The sequence below is a fragment of the Sporosarcina ureae genome (genome assembly GCF_002109325.1).
Lineage (GTDB): Bacteria > Bacillota > Bacilli > Bacillales_A > Planococcaceae > Sporosarcina > Sporosarcina ureae_C.
The window spans coordinates 326,109-349,649 of record NZ_CP015348.1; the positions used below are offsets into that span (position 1 = coordinate 326,109).

28 protein-coding genes and 1 riboswitch are annotated in these 23,541 nt (G+C 40.9%); of the genes, 4 read left to right on the forward strand and 24 right to left on the reverse strand.

Annotation, left to right across the window (positions count from 1 at the left end; translation table 11 throughout):
* Positions 1-3 precede the first annotated feature (3 nt).
* The 13 genes from SporoP32a_RS01670 to SporoP32a_RS17140 form a co-directional block, all read right to left on the reverse strand.
* Positions 4-948 (reverse strand): AAA family ATPase, encoded by a 945-nt coding sequence (locus SporoP32a_RS01670; RefSeq protein WP_085426324.1) that lies wholly within the window; start codon positions 946-948, stop codon positions 4-6.
* Positions 949-951: 3 nt separating this feature from the next.
* On the reverse strand, positions 952-2,577 hold the full coding sequence (locus SporoP32a_RS01675; protein WP_085426325.1) for an ABC transporter ATP-binding protein: 1,626 nt from the start codon (positions 2,575-2,577) through the stop codon (positions 952-954).
* Positions 2,550-3,419 (reverse strand): energy-coupling factor transporter transmembrane component T, encoded by an 870-nt coding sequence (locus SporoP32a_RS01680; RefSeq protein ID WP_085426326.1) that lies wholly within the window; start codon positions 3,417-3,419, stop codon positions 2,550-2,552. The genes SporoP32a_RS01675 and SporoP32a_RS01680 overlap by 28 nt, the downstream gene beginning before the upstream one ends.
* Complete coding sequence (locus tag SporoP32a_RS01685) at positions 3,420-3,974, reverse strand: DUF4430 domain-containing protein (RefSeq protein WP_085426327.1); 555 nt, start codon at positions 3,972-3,974, stop codon at positions 3,420-3,422. It abuts the gene before it with no gap.
* Between the two features lie 9 nt (positions 3,975-3,983).
* The gene (locus SporoP32a_RS01690) at positions 3,984-5,819 is read right to left on the reverse strand and encodes a prenyltransferase/squalene oxidase repeat-containing protein (protein ID WP_085426328.1); all 1,836 of its coding nucleotides are present in this window, start codon (positions 5,817-5,819) and stop codon (positions 3,984-3,986) included.
* Between the two features lie 18 nt (positions 5,820-5,837).
* Entirely contained in the window at positions 5,838-7,913 is a 2,076-nt protein-coding gene (locus SporoP32a_RS01695) for a DUF4430 domain-containing protein (protein ID WP_085426329.1), read from the reverse strand.
* Positions 7,914-8,068: 155 nt separating this feature from the next.
* Positions 8,069-8,208: riboswitch (cobalamin riboswitch) on the reverse strand.
* A gap of 167 nt (positions 8,209-8,375) precedes the next feature.
* A complete protein-coding gene (locus tag SporoP32a_RS01700) occupies positions 8,376-8,915 on the reverse strand; it encodes a hypothetical protein (RefSeq protein WP_085426330.1) in 540 nt (179 codons plus the stop codon).
* A gap of 149 nt (positions 8,916-9,064) precedes the next feature.
* Positions 9,065-9,898: a hypothetical protein gene (locus SporoP32a_RS01705; protein WP_085426331.1), complete on the reverse strand. Its 834-nt coding sequence runs from the start codon at positions 9,896-9,898 to the stop codon at positions 9,065-9,067.
* Positions 9,899-10,033: 135 nt separating this feature from the next.
* Positions 10,034-10,213: a hypothetical protein gene (locus SporoP32a_RS01710; protein ID WP_085426332.1), complete on the reverse strand. Its 180-nt coding sequence runs from the start codon at positions 10,211-10,213 to the stop codon at positions 10,034-10,036.
* A gap of 5 nt (positions 10,214-10,218) precedes the next feature.
* Positions 10,219-10,452, reverse strand: coding sequence for an immunoglobulin-like domain-containing protein (locus SporoP32a_RS17465; RefSeq protein WP_420542305.1), 234 nt, complete (start codon positions 10,450-10,452; stop codon positions 10,219-10,221).
* Positions 10,383-10,670 (reverse strand): hypothetical protein, encoded by a 288-nt coding sequence (locus SporoP32a_RS01715; RefSeq protein ID WP_085426333.1) that lies wholly within the window; start codon positions 10,668-10,670, stop codon positions 10,383-10,385. Before SporoP32a_RS01715 ends, SporoP32a_RS17465 begins: the two co-directional genes overlap by 70 nt.
* A gap of 98 nt (positions 10,671-10,768) precedes the next feature.
* The gene (locus SporoP32a_RS01720; protein WP_232319569.1) at positions 10,769-10,990 is read right to left on the reverse strand and encodes a hypothetical protein; all 222 of its coding nucleotides are present in this window, start codon (positions 10,988-10,990) and stop codon (positions 10,769-10,771) included.
* A gap of 111 nt (positions 10,991-11,101) precedes the next feature.
* Complete coding sequence (locus SporoP32a_RS17140; protein ID WP_232319570.1) at positions 11,102-11,260, reverse strand: hypothetical protein; 159 nt, start codon at positions 11,258-11,260, stop codon at positions 11,102-11,104.
* Positions 11,261-11,636: 376 nt separating this feature from the next.
* Between SporoP32a_RS17140 and SporoP32a_RS01730 the strand changes: the two genes are divergently transcribed.
* A complete protein-coding gene (locus tag SporoP32a_RS01730) occupies positions 11,637-12,056 on the forward strand; it encodes a hypothetical protein (protein WP_085426334.1) in 420 nt (139 codons plus the stop codon).
* Positions 12,057-12,088: 32 nt separating this feature from the next.
* Here the strand turns inward: SporoP32a_RS01730 and SporoP32a_RS01735 are convergent, their stop codons facing one another.
* On the reverse strand, positions 12,089-12,454 hold the full coding sequence (locus SporoP32a_RS01735; protein WP_085426335.1) for a hypothetical protein: 366 nt from the start codon (positions 12,452-12,454) through the stop codon (positions 12,089-12,091).
* Positions 12,455-12,945: 491 nt separating this feature from the next.
* On the opposite strand from SporoP32a_RS01735, the gene SporoP32a_RS01740 reads away from it, so the two are divergent.
* Positions 12,946-14,109, forward strand: coding sequence for an MFS transporter (locus SporoP32a_RS01740; protein ID WP_085426336.1), 1,164 nt, complete (start codon positions 12,946-12,948; stop codon positions 14,107-14,109).
* A gap of 127 nt (positions 14,110-14,236) precedes the next feature.
* On the opposite strand, the gene SporoP32a_RS16660 is transcribed toward SporoP32a_RS01740, so the two are convergent.
* Complete coding sequence (locus tag SporoP32a_RS16660; protein WP_157129916.1) at positions 14,237-14,473, reverse strand: hypothetical protein; 237 nt, start codon at positions 14,471-14,473, stop codon at positions 14,237-14,239.
* 482 nt (positions 14,474-14,955) lie between these two features.
* Here SporoP32a_RS16660 and SporoP32a_RS01745 point away from each other — a divergent pair, with 482 nt between their 5' ends.
* Positions 14,956-15,282 (forward strand): hypothetical protein, encoded by a 327-nt coding sequence (locus SporoP32a_RS01745; protein WP_085426337.1) that lies wholly within the window; start codon positions 14,956-14,958, stop codon positions 15,280-15,282.
* A 251-nt stretch (positions 15,283-15,533) separates the two neighbouring features.
* Here the strand turns inward: SporoP32a_RS01745 and deoC are convergent, their stop codons facing one another.
* The 6 genes from deoC to SporoP32a_RS01775 form a co-directional block, all read right to left on the reverse strand.
* Positions 15,534-16,196 (reverse strand): deoxyribose-phosphate aldolase, encoded by a 663-nt coding sequence (deoC, locus tag SporoP32a_RS01750; protein ID WP_085426338.1) that lies wholly within the window; start codon positions 16,194-16,196, stop codon positions 15,534-15,536.
* A 19-nt stretch (positions 16,197-16,215) separates the two neighbouring features.
* Positions 16,216-17,520, reverse strand: a complete 1,305-nt coding sequence (locus tag SporoP32a_RS01755; protein WP_085426339.1) for a pyrimidine-nucleoside phosphorylase — start codon at positions 17,518-17,520, stop codon at positions 16,216-16,218.
* Between the two features lie 42 nt (positions 17,521-17,562).
* Positions 17,563-18,744, reverse strand: coding sequence for a NupC/NupG family nucleoside CNT transporter (locus SporoP32a_RS01760; RefSeq protein ID WP_085426340.1), 1,182 nt, complete (start codon positions 18,742-18,744; stop codon positions 17,563-17,565).
* 196 nt (positions 18,745-18,940) lie between these two features.
* Positions 18,941-19,882 carry a DNA-binding transcriptional repressor DeoR gene (locus tag SporoP32a_RS01765; RefSeq protein ID WP_085426341.1) on the reverse strand — a complete coding sequence of 314 codons (942 nt, stop codon included), beginning with the start codon at positions 19,880-19,882 and terminating at the stop codon, positions 18,941-18,943.
* A 94-nt stretch (positions 19,883-19,976) separates the two neighbouring features.
* A complete protein-coding gene (locus SporoP32a_RS01770) occupies positions 19,977-20,378 on the reverse strand; it encodes a hypothetical protein (RefSeq protein WP_085426342.1) in 402 nt (133 codons plus the stop codon).
* A 313-nt stretch (positions 20,379-20,691) separates the two neighbouring features.
* Positions 20,692-20,952: a hypothetical protein gene (locus SporoP32a_RS01775; RefSeq protein WP_085426343.1), complete on the reverse strand. Its 261-nt coding sequence runs from the start codon at positions 20,950-20,952 to the stop codon at positions 20,692-20,694.
* A gap of 100 nt (positions 20,953-21,052) precedes the next feature.
* Between SporoP32a_RS01775 and SporoP32a_RS01780 the strand changes: the two genes are divergently transcribed.
* The gene (locus SporoP32a_RS01780) at positions 21,053-22,069 is read left to right on the forward strand and encodes a DUF1646 family protein (RefSeq protein ID WP_085426344.1); all 1,017 of its coding nucleotides are present in this window, start codon (positions 21,053-21,055) and stop codon (positions 22,067-22,069) included.
* A 30-nt stretch (positions 22,070-22,099) separates the two neighbouring features.
* Here SporoP32a_RS01780 and SporoP32a_RS01785 read toward each other — a convergent pair whose 3' ends face one another.
* From SporoP32a_RS01785 to SporoP32a_RS16970, 3 genes are all read right to left on the reverse strand, one after another.
* Positions 22,100-22,537: a hypothetical protein gene (locus tag SporoP32a_RS01785; RefSeq protein WP_085426345.1), complete on the reverse strand. Its 438-nt coding sequence runs from the start codon at positions 22,535-22,537 to the stop codon at positions 22,100-22,102.
* A gap of 80 nt (positions 22,538-22,617) precedes the next feature.
* Positions 22,618-23,274 carry a hypothetical protein gene (locus tag SporoP32a_RS01790; protein WP_143560369.1) on the reverse strand — a complete coding sequence of 219 codons (657 nt, stop codon included), beginning with the start codon at positions 23,272-23,274 and terminating at the stop codon, positions 22,618-22,620.
* 32 nt (positions 23,275-23,306) lie between these two features.
* Entirely contained in the window at positions 23,307-23,474 is a 168-nt protein-coding gene (locus tag SporoP32a_RS16970) for a hypothetical protein (protein WP_198166205.1), read from the reverse strand.
* Positions 23,475-23,541 lie beyond the last annotated feature (67 nt).

Below are 23,541 nucleotides of genomic sequence, written 5' to 3' on the forward strand. Positions count from 1 at the left end.
CCCTTAAAATGTCGCAAGCATTGCTTGGTCGGGCGTGGCAACACTTTGCAGTAGTTTTTCGAGTAGCGCATCTTGTTCTGCTTCAGCATCTGGTACGCTCGATAGGATGACGCGGTGTCGGCTCGTCGGTAACCACACGGCATGGACGTCTTCTGGAATGACGTAATCGCGGTCTTGCAGGAATGCATGTGCTTTCGCCATCTGACAGAGTGCGAGTGCGCCACGCGGGCTAATTCCTTGATGAATTGACGGATGGTTTCGCGTTTTCTCCGTAAGTGCCGTGACGTAACGCAAGATTTCTTCGTGAATGAAGAGGTCTTGTACTTGCTGTTGAAGCGCAAGTAATTCGTTTTTTGTGATGATCTGTTCCAGTGAAGATAGCGGATCGGTCTGCTGTCGATTTTTCAGCATCTCGACTTGATCTTCAAAATCAGGATATCCGACACTTAATTTTGTCATAAAACGGTCGATTTGCGCGCTAGGTAACGGCTGCGTTCCGATCGTGCCGTACGGATTTTGCGTTGCAATGACGTGAAACGGTGCGGGCAATGGATACGTCACACCATCGACTGTCACTTGTCTTTCCTGCATCGCTTCAAGCAATGCCGCTTGTGTTCTTGAAGACGTCCGGTTGATTTCATCGCCGAGCAATAAGTTACACATGACGGCACCTTCTTTAAAGACAAATTCGTTCTTTTCTTTATCGAACATCGTGAAACCGATGACGTCAGATGCCACGACGTCTGGTGTGAACTGGATACGGTTTGAATCAAGTCCGACGACCCGGCTGAATGCTTTTGCGAGTGTCGTCTTCCCGACTCCCGGTAAATCTTCGAGCAGTACATGTCCTCCAGCTAGAAACGTCATCCATACTTTTTGGATGACGTCGTCTTTCCCGTTAATTACTTTTTTCATTTCATTGAGTACGTGTGTTGATTGATTGCTCATTCGTCAGTTCCTCCTGTTGTTGCTGTTCACAGCTTCCACGATATCGTCCGCTGTAATAGCAAATGGAAATAATCCTCGCGCGATTTTACTCGCCGCGGTTGTATAAAATCGATTGGACGTAAAGAACGTCTTCGGGTTATTGATCGCGATCAGTGATTTGTCGAACAGCATGCCGACACGTGTTGACACTTCTGCCGCAAATTCTATGTCGTGCGTTACGATGATCGTCGTGATATTGCGTTTTTGCAGTGTTTGAATCAACTGAACCACTTCTTGTTTCGACATGACGTCCATTCCTTTAGTCGGTTCGTCGAGCAATAAAATAGCTGGATTATGCAGCAATAATTTCGCCAATGCGATCTTTTGCTGCTCACCGCCACTTACATCAAAAGGGTTTCTCTTTGCTAACTGTTCAATTTGTAGCTGTTTCATCATATCCGTAACAGTGGATTCTCTTTGCTCTTTCGGCAATTTTTGCACAGTAGCCAACAGTTCTTCGTTCACTGTCGAGTGCATAAACAACGCTTGCGGGTTTTGCGGCAATAAAACGATATTGCCTTTCCACTTAGCTGGCACGACGTCATCCATAAGAATCTTACCTGCATACGGCTTATGCAATCCCGCAAGCAACTTCAAGAACGACGACTTGCCGACCCCGTTGCCTCCGACGATCGTGAAAATTTCTCCACGGTGAATCGTCAGGCTCATATCCGCAAGCAAATCATCGCTTTTACGGTTATAACGGAAATACAGATTTTTTACTGTAATGAGAGGGGGATGCTTTTTCCTCATCGGATCCATCGGCGGTACAGCGGGTGGATAGCGCCGAATGAAGTCCATCCCTTCGCGCACAGTAATCGGCGTGTTCTCCAGAAAACCAAGCTTATGATAGACACGCATCGCCGCAGTGAGTGCGTCAAGCATCGGATGGTCGAGTAACGAATGACCGATCAACTTCGGCGTCGAATCGTACAGAAGCGAGCCGTTTTCCATGAATAATACGCGGTCACAGACAGGCAACAATTCTTCTAGCCGATGTTCGACAATGAGAATCGTCATGCCGAGTTCTCGGTTGATTTTATCAAGCAACGTCAAAAACTCGGAAGCCGCGATCGGATCGAGCTGTGAAGTCGGTTCATCGAGCAATAAAATTTCCGGCTCCATCGCAAGCACTGCCGCTAAATTGACGAGTTGTTTCTGCCCGCCCGATAAGTCGCTAATACTGTCATGTAACCAGTTCTGAATGCCGAAGAAACTGGCCACTTCCGCAATCTTCCGCTGCATCTCTTCCGTCGCGACCCCCATGTTCTCGAGGCCGAACGCGAGCTCTTGCCAAACTTTTTCCATGACCATCTGCTCGTCGGGATTTTGCATCATATAGCCGATCGCGGTCGCCGTCATTGTAGCGGGCAGGTCATCGAGTTTTCGACCACTGAAATACACATTGCCGCTCAATTTACCAATCGGTCGCATTTCCCGCTTCAGCATCTTGAGTAACGTCGACTTTCCAGAGCCCGTAGGACCAAATAACGTCACGAATTCCCCTGGCATAATCGAAAAGGAGACGTCACGCAAGACTTGTTGTTCTTCATAATAGAAGTTTAGATTTTCGACTGTAAGTATCGCCATTTGACACTCTCCTTCGCTTCATAGATAAACGGCAACAGCATCAGTAAGCTAATAATGACATAATGCCCTGTACCTAGTGTCTGTTCACTAATTTCCGGGTAATACTGTGTTTGGTGTTGCGTGAAGTACCCGATGTAATAGAGAAGAAATAAAACGAGTCCTGCAGTCAGCACACCGTCACGCTTCGTAAAGCGCATGATTTTATACTGCGTCCTCGCTTTCGTCATACCATATCCACGTGCTTTCATGACGTCTGGCTTCACAAAGACGAACTCAGCCGTCTGGACAAGTGTCTGCCGCCATAAAGCGAACGCTCGATGAAATTTCACGAATCTGCTGGATACTTTGTAATAACCAATCCCACGCTGCGCCATGTGCTTTTCCTGCCATTTCGTTTTAAATATCGGAATGAACCGCCATAGCATCGAAACGAGAATACCGAGATTAGCAGACACTTTCGTCACTACAGCAAGTATTTTATTCGTCGTGAAAATCTCGAAATAACTCTTCATCCAAAAACACGTCGCGACAATGGCCCCCGCTAGAACGAGACCTTTCGTTACAGCTTCCCGCGTCACCGCATGGTCGTTCAGGAAAAACAAGGGAGTGAAACCGTTATGCACATACGATGGGTACGCGAGCGCAATGAATAGAAAGACGAAAAAGTAATACAGTAGATCTTTACTTGCCGCCCGTACTCCGTGCAACATGGAAAAATACAGAATACCGCCGACGAGCGAAAGCGCCACGATGATCGGATGAAACGAGCTGAACATCGTGACGAGGACAACGGTCATATAGACAAGTAGCAATACAGGATGAAAGTTCGAAAATGCGCTCATCTAGTTTCCTTCTTTCTTTGTTTGATGTATGTAGCCATCCAGATCCCGTCCTAGATCACATGTGTAGTGGAATTCGACTTCATCGCCGTCATGCAGTTTGTATTGACTAACCCCCTGACTCGGGAATTCGCCGTTCACTTTATACATCCAACCACTTAATGGCCCACAATTAAACTCATACAAATAGTTGATGCCTTGAACGTAAATACTATTGTAGATATTATAGTCGGCTCCTTGGTACTCCATCGGGATGCGGTGGTGGCGAGTCGCGCGGTCGAGAAGATCAAACGCGGTATCCCCGCTACGTAAAACATATTCCGATTTCGCAAGGATTTCGCCGTCCGGTTCGATATATTTCTCAAGGCCGGCTTTTAACTGGTCCATTGAATCGAGAACGGCATCACTGCGTATTTCGAGCGTCACTGTCTCTGAGTCTTCGGTAATTTCGTCGACATGTGTCAAATAATACTCTTCTACCGACTGGATTTTCGTTCCCGTAATGAGCCATCCGACAATAAAGAGGATGAATGCTACGACTAATAGATCTTTCTTCATTATATCCCTCTAGTCTCTCTGACGCCTTCTTTTTTGAATTCTTAATAGAATTATAATGATCAACCCCGTCGCCACGATTCCAAGTAGCCATGAAATTCGCTTCGCACGAACAGCATTGTCGATTTGCGTTTTCGATTTTTTAAGATCTTCATAGTTTAAGACTTTCTCTTGATCGTATGGAGCCAATGCGTTGAATCGTTCCAAAATCGCATCCACATTGTCACGGTCTTTACTTGTCAAATCAGTGAATGGATACAGTTGATCCAGCACCGTTTCGTTAATACTTTGTATTTCGGCTTCGATCTTCTCCATGTCTTCTTTATATCGATAGAGTTGTGCGAGCTCTGCTTCATAATCGTCTTTATTGTCCGCTTGTTCGAACTGATCAATTAGCGATACCACGTCGATATAGTGTTCTGTCGTAAGCGGTGTTGGAATGGCGTTGATTTTTTCTACATCTCGTTCATTGATATTTCGTGGCACAGTTTGCTCCTGATAAATTGGGGCAATCGTACCGTTTCCTTTCGTATAGACGTCGTAGTTTTCACTAAACGCAGGTAAATCAATTTCGATCGACTGTTTCTCTGCGGCTTCTACGAGCTTATGGAAGTTGTAGACATACGAGCGCTCTTCTATCGGGAAGTTTTCATATGTATCAAGTAATTGTTGAAGTTTTTTAGCGTCTATGTTGTCATGGATATCCTGAATGTCTTCCATCAATTCGAGCATTTGCTGCTTCATTTCGACTGGGTTTTCAGGACGGAAATCATACATCGTGCGGTAGCCATTTTCGAGTCGATAGAGCGATACGAGCGCGTAGAGCACTTGCTCGGACGCCATCGAGTTTGATTCATCTGGCAACGAAGACGGATTGTCCGCGTTATACGTTTTCGCATGGACAAAGCCTCCGTCGTCCAGTTGATAGCTCATGATGAAATCAAGCAATGAATGATCGCCTTTTACGAAGCGTTCGTCTTCTTCGGGATGAATGCCAAGAGACGTCAACGCGACGAGAACTTGTGCGGCACTTTCGACGTTGTCGTCATTTTGTGCACTAAATCCGCCAGACGACGTTTGCATATTCGATAATTTTTCGAGTGCTTCGTCAATGATCATATGCATCGTTTTCGTTACTTCTTCATCCAAATCCTTCTGAATATACGTGAATTCTTCGGTACTTTGATAATACGGTGCGAGTGCCTGTACTGCCATCGCGGTCATATCCGGCTCCGCTTCGTTCCCGTAGAATGAAAATCCGCCATCTTCGAGTTGCAGTGAAATGATTTCTTTGATGATCTCGATTCTTTTCATGTCCGCGTCTTCTGGCACTTTATAACGCATACTGTCAAGTGTAATTAACCCCCAAATCCAGCCGTTAATGCCCTGTGCGCCGAGTGACGTCGTCAATCCACGGTTATACGTACCGTCCGAAATAAGATTGATGCCGAATACTGCTGTCGGGTCACCGCCAGCTGAAAGAATCGCCAGTGAAATCCGGTGCCACTCTGTCGCTTTCATTTCACTAAGTTTTTCACTCGTTTTATAACGTTCAATAACATTGTTCTTGATGACCGCTAGATACGCGGAGTAATCGTCAGGATAGCCGATGCGGCCGAGGCCTACCGGATACCAATCACCATTCGTATTTCCCGCGTGCGCTAGAAACGGCTTACTGAGCAGCGGTGCCGATTCGTCAATTTGTTCATCTTGTTTTTTCCACGCAATAATTTCTTCGATCGTGTGCAGCAGGGATTCTTCTTTTTCCGGTGTCGCGAACGCAACAGATGGCAGAAGCACTACTACCGTCATCGTAATCGTCACAAGCCACGCAGTTAATTGTCGCATTCCGTCACTTCTCTTTCGTTACCATTCTTTCTTCCAATTATCATTCATGCCGTTTCCTGACGCTTCATGCCCACCAATGTCTTTTCCGTAATGAAGAGTATAGCGCACTCTCACTACATCTCCATCTAAGAAATAGGCATCCGAGAAGCCGTAGTTCGGATAATCATTATTGACGCTGAACATCCAGCCGGAACCATTCGCGAAATCGAATTCACTTAGACTATCCGGTGAATACGCATCGCGATTTGAAGTAGTGGAAACCTCCTCTACTATTTCCCATAAATCGTCGGGAATCGCTACATGATTTAGCATGCCAGGCTTACTGACGTCCCGTAAATAAAAACTGCTGTCTAGATTTCCCGTTTTGCCGTAATCATAGCCATGTTCTCGCATGAATTGGTCGAGGATATACGACCCTTTTTCCCCTTGATGAATATCCATTTTCGTCGGTTTGATCAAATACGGAACACCGAGAACGGAAGCTTCTAGACTAATCGTCACTTGTCCGATAATGCCATCTTCCGCCGGTGCAACGGACGTGATCATGAATGTCTCGGTCACGGTCACGGTCCGCTCTTCGTCGTCCCACACTTTGATGGTGACGGTGTTTTGTCCAGTTTGCAACGTCAGTTTATAACTCGTTTTTGCACTGTCATCCCAAGTGAATGGCACGTTTTCACCATTCACTTGCACAAGGACGTTTTTCCCTCTGATCCGTTCACCAGAAGCAGTCACTGGCCAAACGTTGATCGTTTTAATATCACCTTTGACTTTGCTGCCGGACTTGAGATCGGTTACGAGCTTCGGTGCATCGGGATCGACTTGTGGTTTTTCATTGACGTTCGGGTCGTTGTAGGAAATTTTATACTGTCGTTCAATTTGTTCGTCTTGATAGTTTCCTGATAATTTGACAACGTTCGTTCCATTGTTCAGCTGCACAACATAATTCATACCGTCTGCCGATTCGACCTTTTGATCGTTCACTGTGATGCTGAGTGATACGTCTGCTTCATTCGCAGTAGCTTTTGCGTAAAATGAAAACTCCGCGCTGTTAGCTTGTTGGTCTTTTAAGTCAGTGTTCAACTTGATCGAGATTTTTTCTTTCTCGTAGATCACAATATAGTTTTGCTCCGCTATTTTTCCGTTTACTTGCGCGGTAAGCTTGAACGTATTTTTTCCTTTGGTTAGCGTGGCTTTATAGGCACTGCCAGTCAGTGGTTTAAGTTCTTTGTTATTCATGAAGACCTTGAGCTTGGCATCTTGTTCACCTTGCGTAGCTGTTGCCGTGAATGAAATGATGTCTTCGGTCACCGTTTGGTCTTTTAGTTCGGTTGTGATCACGATATCTTGACTGTTTAAGGTCACGTGATACGACTGGCTGACGCGCAAAAGTTTATTGTCCGATTGTTTATAGATCACTTGGAATTGAATATCGTTCGTGCCTTCTGTTAATAAAAGAACCCCTTTATAGTCACTCAATTTCTTACCGTTTACCGTAACTTTCATTTCCTGGGCAATGAGTGTTTCATCCAAGTGATTTACCGTGACGCTGTACAATGGATCGGTAACGGTTTCATTATTGGTGATACTTGTTGTAAAATAGCGATTTTGCTGATCCGCGATGTCGACGATCTCGATATCTGGATGGTTGTTCGGTTTTGTTTTACCGGAAGCAGGTGTCGTGTTGCCACCAGCAGGGACTTTGTCATTTGGAGCCGGTTTCGTGTCCTGTGTAGTAGTCTCAGGATTAGCGAGTGGCTTATTCTGCGATTCCAGCTCGGTATTTTTTGGTTCTCGCGGCTGTTCTTCCGGCTTCTGTTGCGATTTGTCCGGAGTTGTCGGTTGTTGCGAGCTTGACAAGTTTTCTTGATCGGTCTTACTATCTGTCGTTTGATCGGATTCCGCATCAGGTAGTCCACCACTACCGCTAGCTAACTTCAGCGTAGAAGCTTCTACTTTTTCATTGAAATCAAACGGAGCGGATTCTTCAGTCGATGTGGCTGCATAGGCAATCGTGCTAAATAATAGTAAGAATATGAGACTGTAATAGATTATGTTTTGATATTTCATGAAGGTGTTTTTCGTTTTTCTCATTCAATCCATCCCTTCTTTTCTAGTAAAGGCATGCTATACGCAGTGACTAATTCATTAAAAAAGTCCCCACCTCCTGATAGAGATGGGGACCATGTATGTTCAATAATTAGACAGCGCAAATTGAATGATACACAATTCACCCTTTACCGGAAGGCGTCATGCTTACATACTTTGGCAAGTCTCCTGACTTAGGGATATATTTTCCCATTACAGTGGCCGGACCGCTCAGGATTTTCACCTGATTCCTATTTACTCTTCGTTTACTTGACGAAGAACCAAAATATTCTATATAACTGCTACTAAGCATATAGTTTTTGCAGGGTAAAATCAATAGACGGTGTAAGTACATTGCGCGATTTTGTCATCGCATGAGACTGTGTTTTCTATTTTAGTTACAGCATTTTATTTAGCAAAGTGGTTCCTATAGCAAGCGATCGGTGTTCAATAACCGCATTCGTTAATTCAACTCTCATGCCAACAATTCCAAACGCTTTTAAAGTATTCCGATAAAACTCCATTTCCTTGAAATCTATCTTCAAGAACAACATAAAGCTTTTGAAATTCATCTTTAAGATTTTCGTCTGAATTCGGAAAAGATCCCAAGTAAGAATATTTATACACTGGTTCATCTGGACAAATTTCATAAGCACGCTTTAACATGGAAACCCCTTTTTCTTCCCAATGCTCAAATTCTCCAAAATAATATGGGAATAATGAAATCATAAAACCAAAACACCATAAAAAATCCTCATTTGTCCACCAATTAACCAATCCAAAATCTGTAACCTTACGTAGTATAGTCTCTAATTCATCAAAGTCTACATCCTGAATCTCTACTGGTCCCTCTTCTGTTAGAACATACCAACAAAAAAAGCCAAGACGAATAACAGTCTTTAAATCATCAGGATTTTGGTTCCATTTTTTTATCAAGAGTGATTTTGCTTCATTCCACTCCCCTTTATTTTCTAGTGTATCAACTTCAGCCCAACGCCAATCAATCATTGCCAGTACACCTCACATCCTAAATGCTGATTATACGTTTCAAAGCATTTATCTCGCTCTCTGCTTAGATCGAGTTCTTCTTTAATTAAACCGCCCGTTAACAGCGTAATTTTTACCAAGCAACTGCCCCCGAATGTTGAATATTACCTTTACTTAAGTTGGTTCCAAAACATTGAAAACACGCCTTCATTCATCTCAAAATAAACATCTGCAATTCCATAATAGATATATCCATCTCTTAAAAGAGTAAGTTTAACCGTTGAACCATCATGTAATTTTAACGCTAGCTCTCTGTATTCTTCATTGTTTCGGGAACTATTTATGGGGTCTGACTTTTGTTCACGAAGATAGGGCTTTGTTTTGTTCAGCTCTTTTAAGAAAGTATTTAGTGCGTCCATATCGAAAATTGGCTTGTAATTTTCATTATCGTGATCCCAATCACTGAAAGCTCTCCACTGGGCAGAGTGTATATTTCCCACCAGATTTAATTTACCAAATATATCCTCACCACTGCTTATTGTTATTCCGTTAAGGTTTTCAAAAAACTCTGCGTAATGGTTTCCATCCTGCATATGATAAACCATTAATCTAAAATCTTGGTCATAGCCTTTCACAGAATAAACATCCATTTCACCAATTGTAGAAGCTAATTCTTTGTCATAGGCTTTTTGCTTGCTCCATTCATCAATATTCCCTTTTGTAGTTCCGAGTTTCTCGTCTTTAAGAGCTTTTGCATCTGTGTCATTTATCTTTGTGTTTGTTTGGGTATAAATCTTTCCGTTATACACAATTAAACCGACCATGTCTGCATTTGTATTATTTTTAGGTAATTGAATAGCTGGGATTTCCACATTCTCATCTTGATTGTCTTTTGTACTATCTTGGGGGACATAATTGATTAAAGTGAATATTCCAATAGACATCATTACAGCAACAACAATCAAGATACTTTTCACACTAGGTCTTTGCTTATACTTTTTCATACTATCCTCCTAATATTATTAGACCGAGATAAGTTACAAAAGTTACATGTTTTAATAGTATGGCCTTATTGTTGATCGGTTTCAAATCCTTATTCCAACATCCACACCATTTGCAGCTAATTATCTTTAAATGAGTTAATTTCTTTTTGAATTAAACAAAATACTAGCTATTCCTACCCCAATAACAGGAAGAATGATTAATAGAGTACTTAATATATTGGCTTGTATGTAATTATTGAAGAGCAAAAAACTTAAAAAAGCTACTACAAAATAAACTGGTATAATTTTTTTTGACCACAAAACAGAATTCTCCATTTTGATCACTCCTTATGAAACGTAAACGCTATTTTTTTACTTTCTTCATTCTGGTTGGCATGAAATGTAAAGACAATCCTATAAACACCTTTTTGTTGTATATAGGATGACGAAAGTTTCTGCTCGATTTCTTTTCCAGGTTCTAATACATTCAACTTATCCTCTATGACTACATCCTCTGCAACCCAATTGCCATCTTGGAAGTATTCCAAGCTCGTTCCTGGCCCTGTGTAATCCACCGGTGTCTCACCTTCATTTTTATACTAACAATCGGTGTCTCTCCCTGATCAACTCTCTTTTGGCTAACTGCTATAGAAATGGAAATATCTCCATTTTTATAAATTGAATCAATCGTATTCACTTTTTTTAGATCTTCTTTATCCTTACTGACATTTTCTTCTGAACAAGCAGCTAAAATCATTATTATTCCTATCAACATCATTAAACTTTTTTTCATTCTATCCCTCCTCACCCTGTTAGACGGACAAAAATTAAATAAGTCACATATTTTTTTATAATCTTTCGCGGTTGTCTCTAACATTTACTAAACAAGCATTATTGACATCTATTGGGTTCGTCTATAACGATACTTCCCGATACATTTAGCTTATTCCAAATCCACTCCTGATAAATCCGGTCAATTTCAATTTCCAATTCTTTTTCATTCAGATTTTCATTAATTTCTAATTCTTCAAAAGTAAATGTCTCTGTTGCCTCAGTTCCTTTAAAGGCATTACTAGCAAATGAGAAAGTTATAGTTTTAACCAGTTCATTCAACTCCCACTATGAAAAGCAAAATAGGATACTTCATTTAACAATCATATATATCAATGGGTTTAGTTTTTATGTAGATCGAATACAACTTCTAAAATATAATCAAGTACTATATCATGGTGTTGATAATTTTTTTATTATAGTTGCTAAAATGGCAATAAATAAAACGATGGCGCTATTTATTAATAAATAGTATCCTATCTGCATGCCGTAAAATATCGCAAAAGCATCACGAATAACAAAAAGTGCTACTGCGCCACCGATTGCCCCCAAAAAAACTGCTGAAAGTAATACGGTAAAAGCTGCATAGTATAGGCTTTTCTTTTCTTGTAATATATAAAACCAATAAGATTTGCAACCACAATAAAAACGCCCATAAGTATTAAGAAAAAATCACTCATCTAGCTCTCCCCTTCGTAAAAACCTATTTGCCCATTTGAATTAAAGTCATTTGACATTTTTGTCATAACACTTTGCTATTTAAGTGTTACAACCAAGCTACGTTAGTTTAATTGAATGGCAAGAAACAAAGTTATTATAAAAAGATATCTTGATTCATTTTTTCTGATCTTTATAGTATCATTTTTCATGTGTCACACGATCATTAGTTCACTTCACAGAAATCTTCATATTGAAAGGATACGTGACTATGGAATATACACTAAAAGATGAAAGTTTTGACTTTAGCGAAACAGAAGTTACACATGAAGTACTTAAGATTGGAGAGCCAGAAGATGGCCTTTTCGAAATTGAATTCAAATTAACCTTCTCTTACGGATTCTTGAATTACTCACATAACTTTGTTTGGCTCAATCAAGATATCGAAACATTACTTGAACAGTTGAAGAAAATGGATGGAAAGAATAATGGAACTTTAAGTGTGCTTTCACCAGGCGTTTCTTTCTCATATTCACAAAACCCTCATGATGAAAACTTTTATGAGTTCACAGTTTTCATGGATACTGGCTATATTAATTCGTATATGGGAACTGAATCAAAACTTGGAATCACTCTATCCGCTACCCGGGAAGATATTGAAAATTGGGTTGCGTCTTTTCTAAAGAACTAAAAGAAAAAATTGACCATATTAATCTGAAGACTTTATACTTTGTTTATGGTCAATAATTGCCCTTCCGCTAATAGGAGTTGTTTAGGATCAATAATTTCATGTAGTAATATACTTGATTTATTTTGTATCGTTAATTCAGTTGGATTTATTACGTGTGCTATCTGAACGGTGCATACATCATAAGGTGCAGTATTATTATGGATATACTGGAGTAACTCACGCAATTCCCACTGTTTTTCTACACCATTTATAATTTCTCGTTGAACGGGATAATCAAAACCGGGAATGATCCACTCTTCTGTCTCTACAAATTGTAGAGACGCATTACCATCTTCCAACTTTTTGTCTGAGGCAATATAATAATAATTTGTCATTTCACCACTTCTTTCTATCATCATCTGCTATTTCCAATACGTTCTTTTTGAATCTGTTGTAAATCTTCCTTCTGCAATTCAACGTAATCCCCCATGTATCCTACTAATATATATTCGAATGAATGTTTTCATTGACCTTCCCCATTTCCTTGCCTTTGTCATCTTGGGTTTTACAAAATCAACATCAACCAATTGAAAACAACATCGCCCTCTAATTGATTGGAAAGTAATGGCGTATTTTGTTTCAGTATATAATAACTTCTAATAGTATGGAAATATATTCTAACTGTTGTTATAATTTGATTTATGTGAAGTCCCTTTCATTCTTACTACTCTTCTTTTAGTTTGCAATTCCTTTAGTAAACGTTTCGTGTTCTATATATGATGTTTTTCTTAATTTAAAGGAGGAATATTACGAGTGTAAAACTACCCTAAGAAATCAGATGTAATTTTGATAGTAAAGGGGTAGTAAGAATGAAAAATCAATCGTTTCGTTTTTATGGATTGGCCAATCAATGGCTAATTTAGGTGATGTTTTTTATATTGTCGGGATTATTTCTTTATTGTACACACTTACGGAGTCGCCTTTTGCATTAGCACTGGTGCCTTTCATTAATATGTTCGGTCGCTTTATAAGTGGTATTATTGCGCCATGGTGGATCAATCGATTTCCTTTAAAGACATTGCTCGTTAATTCACAAGCAAGTAAGACCATTCTATTGGTTGTTCTATCGCTTTTATTAATCTCTGAAACGACGACCAATTTATTCATCATTCTAACGTTTGTGGGGTGTATTGCGTTTTTGGATGGCTGGGCAGCGCCGGCAAGTCATGCTATGCTGCCTCGGTTGGTACCAAAAGAGCAACTTGTAAAAGCAAACAGTTTCTTCTCTATCGTCTCTGAAACCATGAATCTAGGAGGCTGGGCACTCGGAGGAGTAGTTGTCGCATTGACAAGTGGACAATTTGTTATTATCGGTACAGTAGGCTTGTATATATTTGCAACGATGATAATGTTCGGTATTGACGATCCCACTCCATTCCAGAAAAATGAGATTAAAGGTAAATGGGGTAGTGAATTAACCCAAGGTTGGCAGATTGTATGGAGAAATCCGCTTTTCAGGAGTCTACATGTGATCATCATCTTTGAAGCGATTGCCAATGTTGTATGGATTGCTTCTATTCTCTATATCTTTGTGATAGAAGTTCTAGGTCAGACAGAAGCTTGGTGGGGTTACATTAACACAGCTTTCTTCTTGGGTATGATAATAGGAGGAATCATCTGCACTCGTTTTATAATTGTGGTTGAAAACAATCTGAAACGCTTGCTTATTCTATTGTCGTTTGGCATTAGTCTTGTCACTCTTCTTTTTGGAGTAACAACCATTCCCTGGATTTCCATACTACTTGTGATTCTGAATGGAATTATTCAACAATTGAAAGGCATCGTAAGTGAAACAATGCTTCAAAAATCCGCGACTACTGATGAACTCCCTAAAATTTATGCCGTTCAAAGTGCTTTAATATCACTGTTATTCGGTATTTCTTCAATAAGTTTTGGAGCTATTGCGGAGCTTTGGGATGTTAGGATCACATTTGTTCTTGCAGCAACATTGTTAGGACTTGGTGCTCTCTTTGCATTAATTCGCAGTCGAGATTTCAGCATTACAACTGAATAATATGCTTAATTCTTTAGATAGACTTATTGGTTTTAAAGATTTAACTAAGGCAATTAATATAGTTTAATAAAAAACGATTGGGCAGTTTAGTTGTCCAATCGTTTTTTTAAATCCTACTATAAATAAATTATTTTGATCCTGAATTGCAATCAATAGTATCCACTTTATTTTGATCTTCTTTATCTTTACTGACATTTTCTTCTGAACAAGCAGCTAAAATCATTATTATTCCTAACAACATCATTAAACTTCGCTTTTTCATTCTATCCTTCCTCATAATCAAGATCAATGTCCAAATATAGTTCTTCATATTTGGAAACATCGTATTTTCCAATAACATGATAATTACTAGAGGCTTCATCATTAGGCTTAAGTTTATTAAAATCGACTACATCTAGTGCATCAGATATCATTTTTAAATGATATCGTAGTTCATTTGTTGAATAAAGTGTTTGTGTTAGTCTAAAAATAAGAGACTATTAATTATTTTGGAACCTATGTATATGTTTACCATTAAAGTGACCGGCCCGCTCAGGTTTTTCACCTGATTCCTGTATCCTCGTCGTTTGCTCGATGAAGAACTAAAATACTCTATATAACTGCTACTAAGCATATAGTTTTTGCGGGGTAAAATCAGTAGACGGTGTAAGTGCATCGCGGCCTATGTGAAAGTTCCACTAAGTGAGTGCTTTAAAAATTTTTCCACAAATGCAGCCTTTTCTTTCATAAAGATTAATTTTATATCTTCTAATTGTATTACAACAAGTTCCCTATCCTGCATCATGAACATATTGTATCTAATAGAGGGAAATACTTGTTTGTTAATATAGTGAAGGAGTGATGATTTTGAAAGCCAATGATTCATTATTTAATAATGGCTTGAAAAAAAATGATAGTTCTACGAATACTGGGGCTCAAATTGCATTATTGGGCTCAGCCATTTCTACATTTGGGGACGCTCTACAAACACTTGGTGGAGCTATATCAATCGAAGAAAGTCGGATTTCTGACATTCAACAGCAACAAGAACTGGAGAAATTGCAAAGTCAAATTGATGATTTAAAAAAAGAACAGGTAAAGAACAACTCACAAAGTAATGATGTGGAGACACTCAATAAATTATTAGAAAGAATTGTTAAACGGCTTGAAAAAGAAGACAAGGAAGTGAATTAAATCATCTGTACAACTGTACGTTCCCGACATAATTCTTTTGAATAGCGGCTATAAGTGCACAAACTATATTCTTGATTTTATTACCTCTATCTCCCAAACCATTATTAGTAATGGGAAGCATACGTCCTCTTACTGTTGTTGTTAAAGATATTATTACTACTTTCCACCAAGTAATAGACAACTCCTACTATCTAGTTCCATAAAAACAGGACTGCCCTGCATATATGCAGAACAGTCCTGTAACGGATCTATTAATAATTCGAGTCTGAGACTTCGCCTTTTACGATACTAATACCCGAGCTTGCACCAATACGTGTAGCTCCTGCTTCGACTAGCGCATCGAAATCTTCTCCGCTGCGCACGCCGCCGGACGCTTTGACACCAATGTCTGGGCCAACCGTCTTCCGCATAAGAGCGACGTCTTCTACCGTTGCTCCGCCTGTTGAGAACCCAGTTGACGTCTTGACGAAATCAGCGCCCGCTTTGACGGATAGCTCGCATGCACGAATGATTTCTTCATCTGTTAACAAGCATGTTTCGATGATAACTTTGACCAATGTACCGTTAGCTGCTTCGACTACCGCACGAATATCTGATTCAACCCATTCGTCATCTCCGTCTTTCAGCGCTCCGATGTTGATGACCATGTCGATTTCTCCTGCTCCGTTCGCCACTGCATCTTTAGTTTCGAATGCTTTGACTGCAGAAGTAGTCGCTCCAAGAGGGAAACCGATTACCGTGCAGACCAATACATCGGTGCCTTTTAGCTGTTCAGCGGCATATGAAACCCAGCCCGGGTTAATGCACACTGATTTAAATTGATAGTCTTTTGCTTCTTGTATGAGCGCCGCGACTTTGTCTTTCGTTGCGTCGGCTTTCAATAATGTATGGTCGATCATTTGTGCTTTATTCATTTATGAACCACTCCTTTAATTATTTTGTAATTTCGTCATGCACAAGTGTTACAGGCTGTACTTTAGAGGCTGAAACTCCGTAAGCATGATAGATCTTTTCTTTTACGTCTTCGATATCTTCCGTGTTGCTGTGAATCGTCACGAGAGATTCGCCCACTTCTACGTAGTCACCGATTTTCTTATGCAGCACTAGCCCAACCGCCAAATCGATTTCGGATTCTTTTGTTGCGCGTCCCGCACCTAGAAGCATTGCAGCCGTACCGATTTCATCCGCAGTAATTGCAGAGACATATCCCGCTTCTTTAGCCGGCACGTCTATTGTAAACTTGGCCGTAGGAAGCTTCGATAGATCGTCAATGACGGATGTGTCGCCGCCTTGGGATTGCAAGAACAGTTTAAACACTTCAAGCGCTTTGCCGTTTTGAATAACTTCTTCGAGCATTTTTCGTGCTTCTTCCGTCGAGTCCGCTTTTCCTGCCAAACGAACCATATGGCTACCGAGCGTCAAGCACAATTCGTGCAAATCTTCCGGTCCATTGCCTTGCAATGTTTCGACGGCTTCTTTGACTTCGAGAGCATTTCCGATCGCATAACCGAGCGGCTGGTTCATATCCGAAATTACGGCCATCGTTTGACGACCGATTTTATTTCCGATTTGCACCATTTCTCCCGCCAGTTCACGAGCCATATCGAGGTCTTTCATGAACGCGCCTGTTCCGACTTTTACATCCAGAACAATTGCATCCGATCCCGCCGCAATCTTCTTGCTCATGATCGAGCTTGCGATCAACGGAATAGAACTGACCGTTGCCGTGACATCGCGCAGACTGTAAATCTTCTTGTCTGCAGGAGTGATATTGCCGGATTGTCCGATCACCGCAATTTTGTTCGTATTGACAAGATCGAAGAATTCTTTGTCTGTAATTTCAATATGGAAACCAGGAACGGACTCTAGCTTATCAAGTGTTCCGCCCGTATGACCCAATCCGCGGCCCGACATTTTAGCTACCGGGATACCAAGTGCAGCGACAAGTGGCGCGAGCACGAGTGTTGTCGTATCGCCAACTCCGCCTGTAGAGTGTTTATCCACCTTGACGCCTTCAATAGCAGACAAATCGACTTGGTCGCCTGACTCTACCATCGCCATTGTGAACTGCGCAGTTTCTTCCAACGTCATCCCTTGGAAATATACCGCCATTTGAAACGCCGACATTTGGTAATCTGGAATTGATCCGTCCGTATATCCATTGATGACAAATGAAATTTCTTCATTTGTTAACACATGACCATCTCGTTTTTTCTCAATCATATCTACCATACGCATAGCATCCACCACTCCTGTTTTTAAATTTATGTTTCATTTCTATTATAAAAATAGGCCAATGACAGTCGCTGAAAGGACTGAAGCCAATGTTGAACCCAAAAGTAATTTCAAACCGTTTCTTGCCACTTCGTCTCCTTGTTTTGAACTCAACGCCTTGACAGCTCCTGTAATAATCCCAATGGAACTGAAATTCGCAAAACTAACAAGGAACACCGATATCATACCTACTGCTTTCGTTGATAGGCCTGCCGAAATTTCCTTAAAACTCAACATCGCCACAAATTCGTTTGTGACAAGTTTGGTTGCCATGATGCTGCCGGCTTGTACACTGTCTGCCCAAGGCACGCCCATTACAAAGGCAATTGGCGCAAAGATATACCCCAAGATAGTCTGGAAGGAAACGTTGAACATCATTTCAAAGAGATAATCGATTCCGTTCATCAACGCGATGAAACCGATCAGCATGGCAGCTACAATAACCGCGACTTTAAAACCATCCATAATACTTTCGCTGATCATCTGGAAGAATGACAACTTCTTTTTCGACTCGATCGTTAGCGTATCTTCTTCCTCCGATAATTCATAAGGGTTGATGATACTTGCGACAATCAGTGCCGACATAATATTGAGCGCAATCGCCACTACGACAAACTGCGGTTCGATGATTTCCATATATGCACCAACGATGGCAACACTGACTGCACTCATCGCGGAAGTACAAAACGTATACAAACGTCTTTTTGAAATATCATCCATTTGGTCCTTGATAGTTAAGAACACTTCGGACTGCCCGAGAACCGCAGAGGATACGGCTATGTAGTTCTCCATTTTCCCCATGCCATTCAACTTACTTAGAACGATTCCTACATATTTAATGATGAACGGTAAGATCTTGAATTGATTCAATATACCGATCAACACGGAAATGAACACGATTGGCAATAAAACGTTCAAGAAGAATACGTATTCTCCTTCATTTTCCAATCCGCCAAACACGAAGTTGACTCCCGTTACCCCAAGATCAACTAGCTTCGAGAATAAAGCTGAAACAAAGCCAATGGAGACTACGCCCACTTTTGTATTTAACAAAATAAATGTCAAGACAAGCTGGGTTATCAGCATGATCACAATCGGTTTATAGCGAATTTTCCTGCGGTCTACACTGACAATCAAGCCCACGATTAACACGAGCAACAATCCAGTTATATAAAATACAAAGTTCATCATATTTCCTCCCTTGCATGTTGGTTACGCTTACACTTTGCTTCTTGCACACCATTTTCCTTAGGATACCATTGCGACCTGACTTTATGTATAGTATATCACAGACTTTGAGCAGATGTGCAATGCAAGTGAAACATTGTTCATTCCGAATAAAAAAAAGAATCACACTTTTAAATAAGTGGATTCTCCTAGTTTACTATTGGTGGAGCAACAAAGCCTGTGCTGTGTACTGGTCGGTTATGAAGATGTTCGCATAACCACCCTGAAGCGCTCCGTGAATGGCTTCTACTTTGCGGTTTCCGCCAGCCACAAGAATAGACTTTTCTTTTTGCTTCAACTCTTCCAGCCGGATCCCAATCGTCCGGTCACTGACGGTGGTCTCGCAAACTTCGCCTGTACGTTTGAAAAAGCGTGAACAAATATCGCCAATCGCTTCTTGTTGGAGTTGCTGTTCTTCTTCAGTCGTCAAATAACCAAGACGGAATAGTAGCGATTCGCTATCGACCGCACCTACCGTAAACATGGCGATATTCGCCTGTCTTCCAAGTTCAATGAGACGGTGCATATAGCGGTCCGATTCAATCACCTCTTTGACTTCAGGCGTGTCGACCAGAACAGGGAGTGGCAAGTAACGCGGAACAGTATGGAAGGCTTCCGCAAATTTATAAACCGTTTCAGAATCGTATGTATTAACGTCCGACAGGCCAATACCGCCTTTTAGCTGGATGACCTCGACTCCTTTTACATCTTTTTGCTTCAACGCGTTGGCTACCCGATACATCGTCCGCCCCCACGTCACGCCAAGGATATCGCCGTCTTTTATAGTTCGATGCAAATAATCCGCCGCTTCCGTGCTGATGGCTTGAATCACATCTCCCTCGTCTTCTACTGCCGAGTACGCAATATTCACTTCTTCGATTTGATATTTGTGCTGCAAAGATTTCGCCAATTGATTATTATCATGAAAAGGATCGATAATGTCGATTTTCACATAGCCATTCTTTTTCGCTTGTTGCAGAAGCCTCGAAACGGTCGGCCTCGAAACGCCTAGTTTTTTTGAAATGGCGAGCTGAGTATAATCAAATTGATAGTAAAGTTTGGCTGCCTCTATAATTAGTTGCTTTTTATCAATCTCCAATGCGAGTCCCCCTTATATTACGACCTAATCATGAGTACGAAACTGCTTAACTAGGCCGAGTATATCACAGTCGTAAATCAGCGGAAAGTCGCTCTCACATTTCTTCCTCGCGAGGCGATTTTTTTACTCCCAGAAGATCAGCTCGTATTTTCTTATATCCTTTGACAATATCCAAAATACTTATGAAAAACACAATCCATAGAAAAGGGTTCGATAAAGATAAACCAACTTGTGAAATACCGCCCATTAGAGTAAAGATTATAATTAATGAAAAGAAATACGTAAGTAATATAACTTGCCACAAAGGATTAAATCTTGAGACATCCTCTTTTTGAGGTCGATTCATAAAAAGGCTAATAACAGTAATCAATAGTATGAGTCCAATAAGTATTGATTTGGGTATATTTATAAAAGGAATCAACTTGGGAAAGAAATCATAAATCAGTAATAATGTAAGTGCTGCTAGTGTTATAATGCCCCAAATTTGACGTTTCACTTCACATCACCTCTTCAAACATATTAAATTTCTCACTATACACAATTAGAGAAATAGATGTTTACTCTGCATTCATCTCTTGCATTATTAAACAACTTACGGATAAAATCCATAATTAGTATTATTATACAGTTTTAAAATAGAATGTACACCTCGTTCTTAAAACGTAAAAATTATAGGATCAAACAGCAAACGACGACAGTAAAGACCATGATGAACTTCAGCATCTTTGGCAATCATATACGCACCAAATAACAAAGCCCCTCATTCATGTCCATTCACGACATAAACAAAGGGCTTACTTTTGTAAAAATTACTGTTCCTCTTCCTCATCACACGGCGGCTTCCTAACAATCGTCTTTCCACTTGAATACAACCCACTTGCCGACAACCCCATAATAATCCCTCCCAGTATCCCCGACTTCCAATCATGGGGAAACAAGTAGAAGATTCCGCCACCGATGCCTAATAGTAAAGAAAAAATCGGAATCAGTTTCTTCGGCAATCCGTACATCTTTAAAATTTCCGTTAATCCGATAATAACGGGGATCAATACAATATCCGAAACTTCCAATGCGTGTCCTCCTCTTTTTACTATTCTATTCAGACTGTATGCAAGATGAATCGGCGGTTTGCATACAGTGTAGAAGAAAGATTGCCGAAAGGAGATACGTATGGTCACTGGATTGCTCATAATTTTGGGATTAGTACTTTTATTGCCGTTTACCGTTCCGAAGATCGAACGTAATTTGGAAATGTTTTTATTCGTTATGGGATGCGCTGCGGCATTTGTCAGTGGCGTGTTGCAATGGGAGTTGTGGATGCAGGCGGTACGCGATCCCTTGCATATTACGCTTGCCGTTCTCGTAGCAGGAATTCTTTTTCGCTGGATACGTAAACCGTTTGAGAAGATTGTGCTTTCAGTAAGTCGAATTCTACCATTCCGACTTTTTCTGGCATTGACTATTATGATGTTAGGGTTGATCTCAAGCGTGATTACTGCCATCATCGCAGCGCTAGTTCTCGTGGCTATTGCGTCCGTCTTGCAGATGGATCGACGTTCAGAAATCCGCTTTGTGATACTCGCATGTTACGCAATCGGCATGGGTGCTGTTCTGACGCCAATCGGCGAGCCACTTTCAACGATTGCGACGAATAAACTCGACGAGGACTTTTACTATCTAATGAACTTACTCGGTACAGATATCCTAGCTGGTGTCTTCGTCTTCGGACTGCTCGCTTTCCTCATCATTCGTCCACGCAACCGTTCGCTGTTCCGTTCTTCCGGACAAGCGGCAGAGTCATACATAAGTATTTTTGGACGCAGTGTAAAAGTATATGTATTTGTATTAGCTTTAACATTACTTGGCGCAGGATTTGAGCCGCTGATCACGCTGTACTTGCTTGACCTGCAGCCCTTGACACTGTACTGGATCAATATGATTTCAGCTGTACTTGACAATGCAACACTGGCTGCCGCGGAAATCAGTCCCGCGATGGACGAGTCAACGATCCAAGCGCTGTTGCTCGGCTTGCTGATCAGTGGTGGGATGTTGATTCCCGGAAACATCCCGAATATTATTGCAGCCGGTAAACTCAATATCCGTAGCGGGGAGTGGGCGCGAGTCGGTGTACCACTTGGCTTGCTTGCGATGGTTGTCTATTTTGTTATTTTACTTTACAGACAATGAAAAAAAGACCGCGTAGGCGGTCTTTTCGTTTTACTCGATTACTTTTACCCAGACTCTATACTTTTTGTCATCCGTCTGAACCAATTTAGTATTAGGGCTCGGTGCATTATTTTTCTTTGTGAAGCCTGCTTCAAACGAAGATGTTTTAGTACTCTCCCCTAGATTTTCCTCAGAAGGCATGCCGATTCCAATCGCATCCGTAACTGTCCACGTGTCATCTTTCTCTCTGTTCAACTTTGCGATAAATATTTCTTCTGTGTCATCTAATGTCCCTTTATAGACACTGATTACTTTATTATTATCGACTTCCAACGTGCGGTACATTTTCACAACTTCCGCATAACCTTCATCTGTATGAAGCTGTTCGAGTGCCTCTTGTGGCGTGTTCGATGTACTGTTCTTATCTGCGGTCTGACAAGCAGCCAGTATAACTGCCAAAAATGTAATATAAAATAGTTTCCGAAGCATAAGATCCTCTCCTTATCTATTTTATTGAATACCCTACTACGGGTTATATTCAATTATTATTTCATCTTAGAATCTACTAATTAAAAAATACGTTCTTTGTTTTTCTCGATAAGCTTGAAATGCACGTCTGATGACGATCCACTATAGATATGATTACTCACATCCGAGATATCGAGAATTTCATTGAGCTCAATGAATTCTGTGCGATTACCTTCCACTGTCATCGTGTAAGGCCCTGCTATATTCATCAGTGACTCCATTTTCGATTCTTCTGAGCCAAATCCTGTGTCCATAAACTCCAGTTCGAATGTTGCGGGTTTGCTGCTGTGGTTTTTCAATGTCAGCTCACACTCCCCCTTCATCCGTACATTATCTTCTACTGTATCAAATGTACATTCACCGTTCTGGTCGTACGAAATCGCGCCAATTCCACTCGCGATCGTTTCCTGATATGCCGTCACGAGATAGCCTGGAAGCAGTGCGTACAAAAACAACACTAGTACAGCCGCCACTACATAAAATTTCTTCAACCCATAAATTAGTAATGCCATCGCGATCAAGAATATAGTAGTAGCCACTATCCCTTTCCACACGAAACCATCTTCGTTTTGAATAGGAAACGACATAAAGGTAATGGTCGCCCCTATGAGCGGGTTATTCGGGTAGGGGAAAAATAAAAACATACAGATGGCAAGCAGCACCACTGCGCTTATAAGTGCGGTTATATTTTTTATCAAAACGTTTCTCCTTCAGTTGAAAAATTGTTCATCTACTTATTTAATTTGTCTGCAATCGATTGCAGGATTTCATTTTTCCGTTCTTGTAATTTAAGAAGTTTCAACGCAAACCATACACTAAAAATCAGGAATACGATTGGGATAATGTAGATCAATAGGCTGAAAATAGATATAAACGATAAAAACATATTGTTGTGCATATGTACTTCCTCCTTTCATGACTTATGTGGACCGCTTCTTTTTTGAAAACAGATTAGATACCAGCCT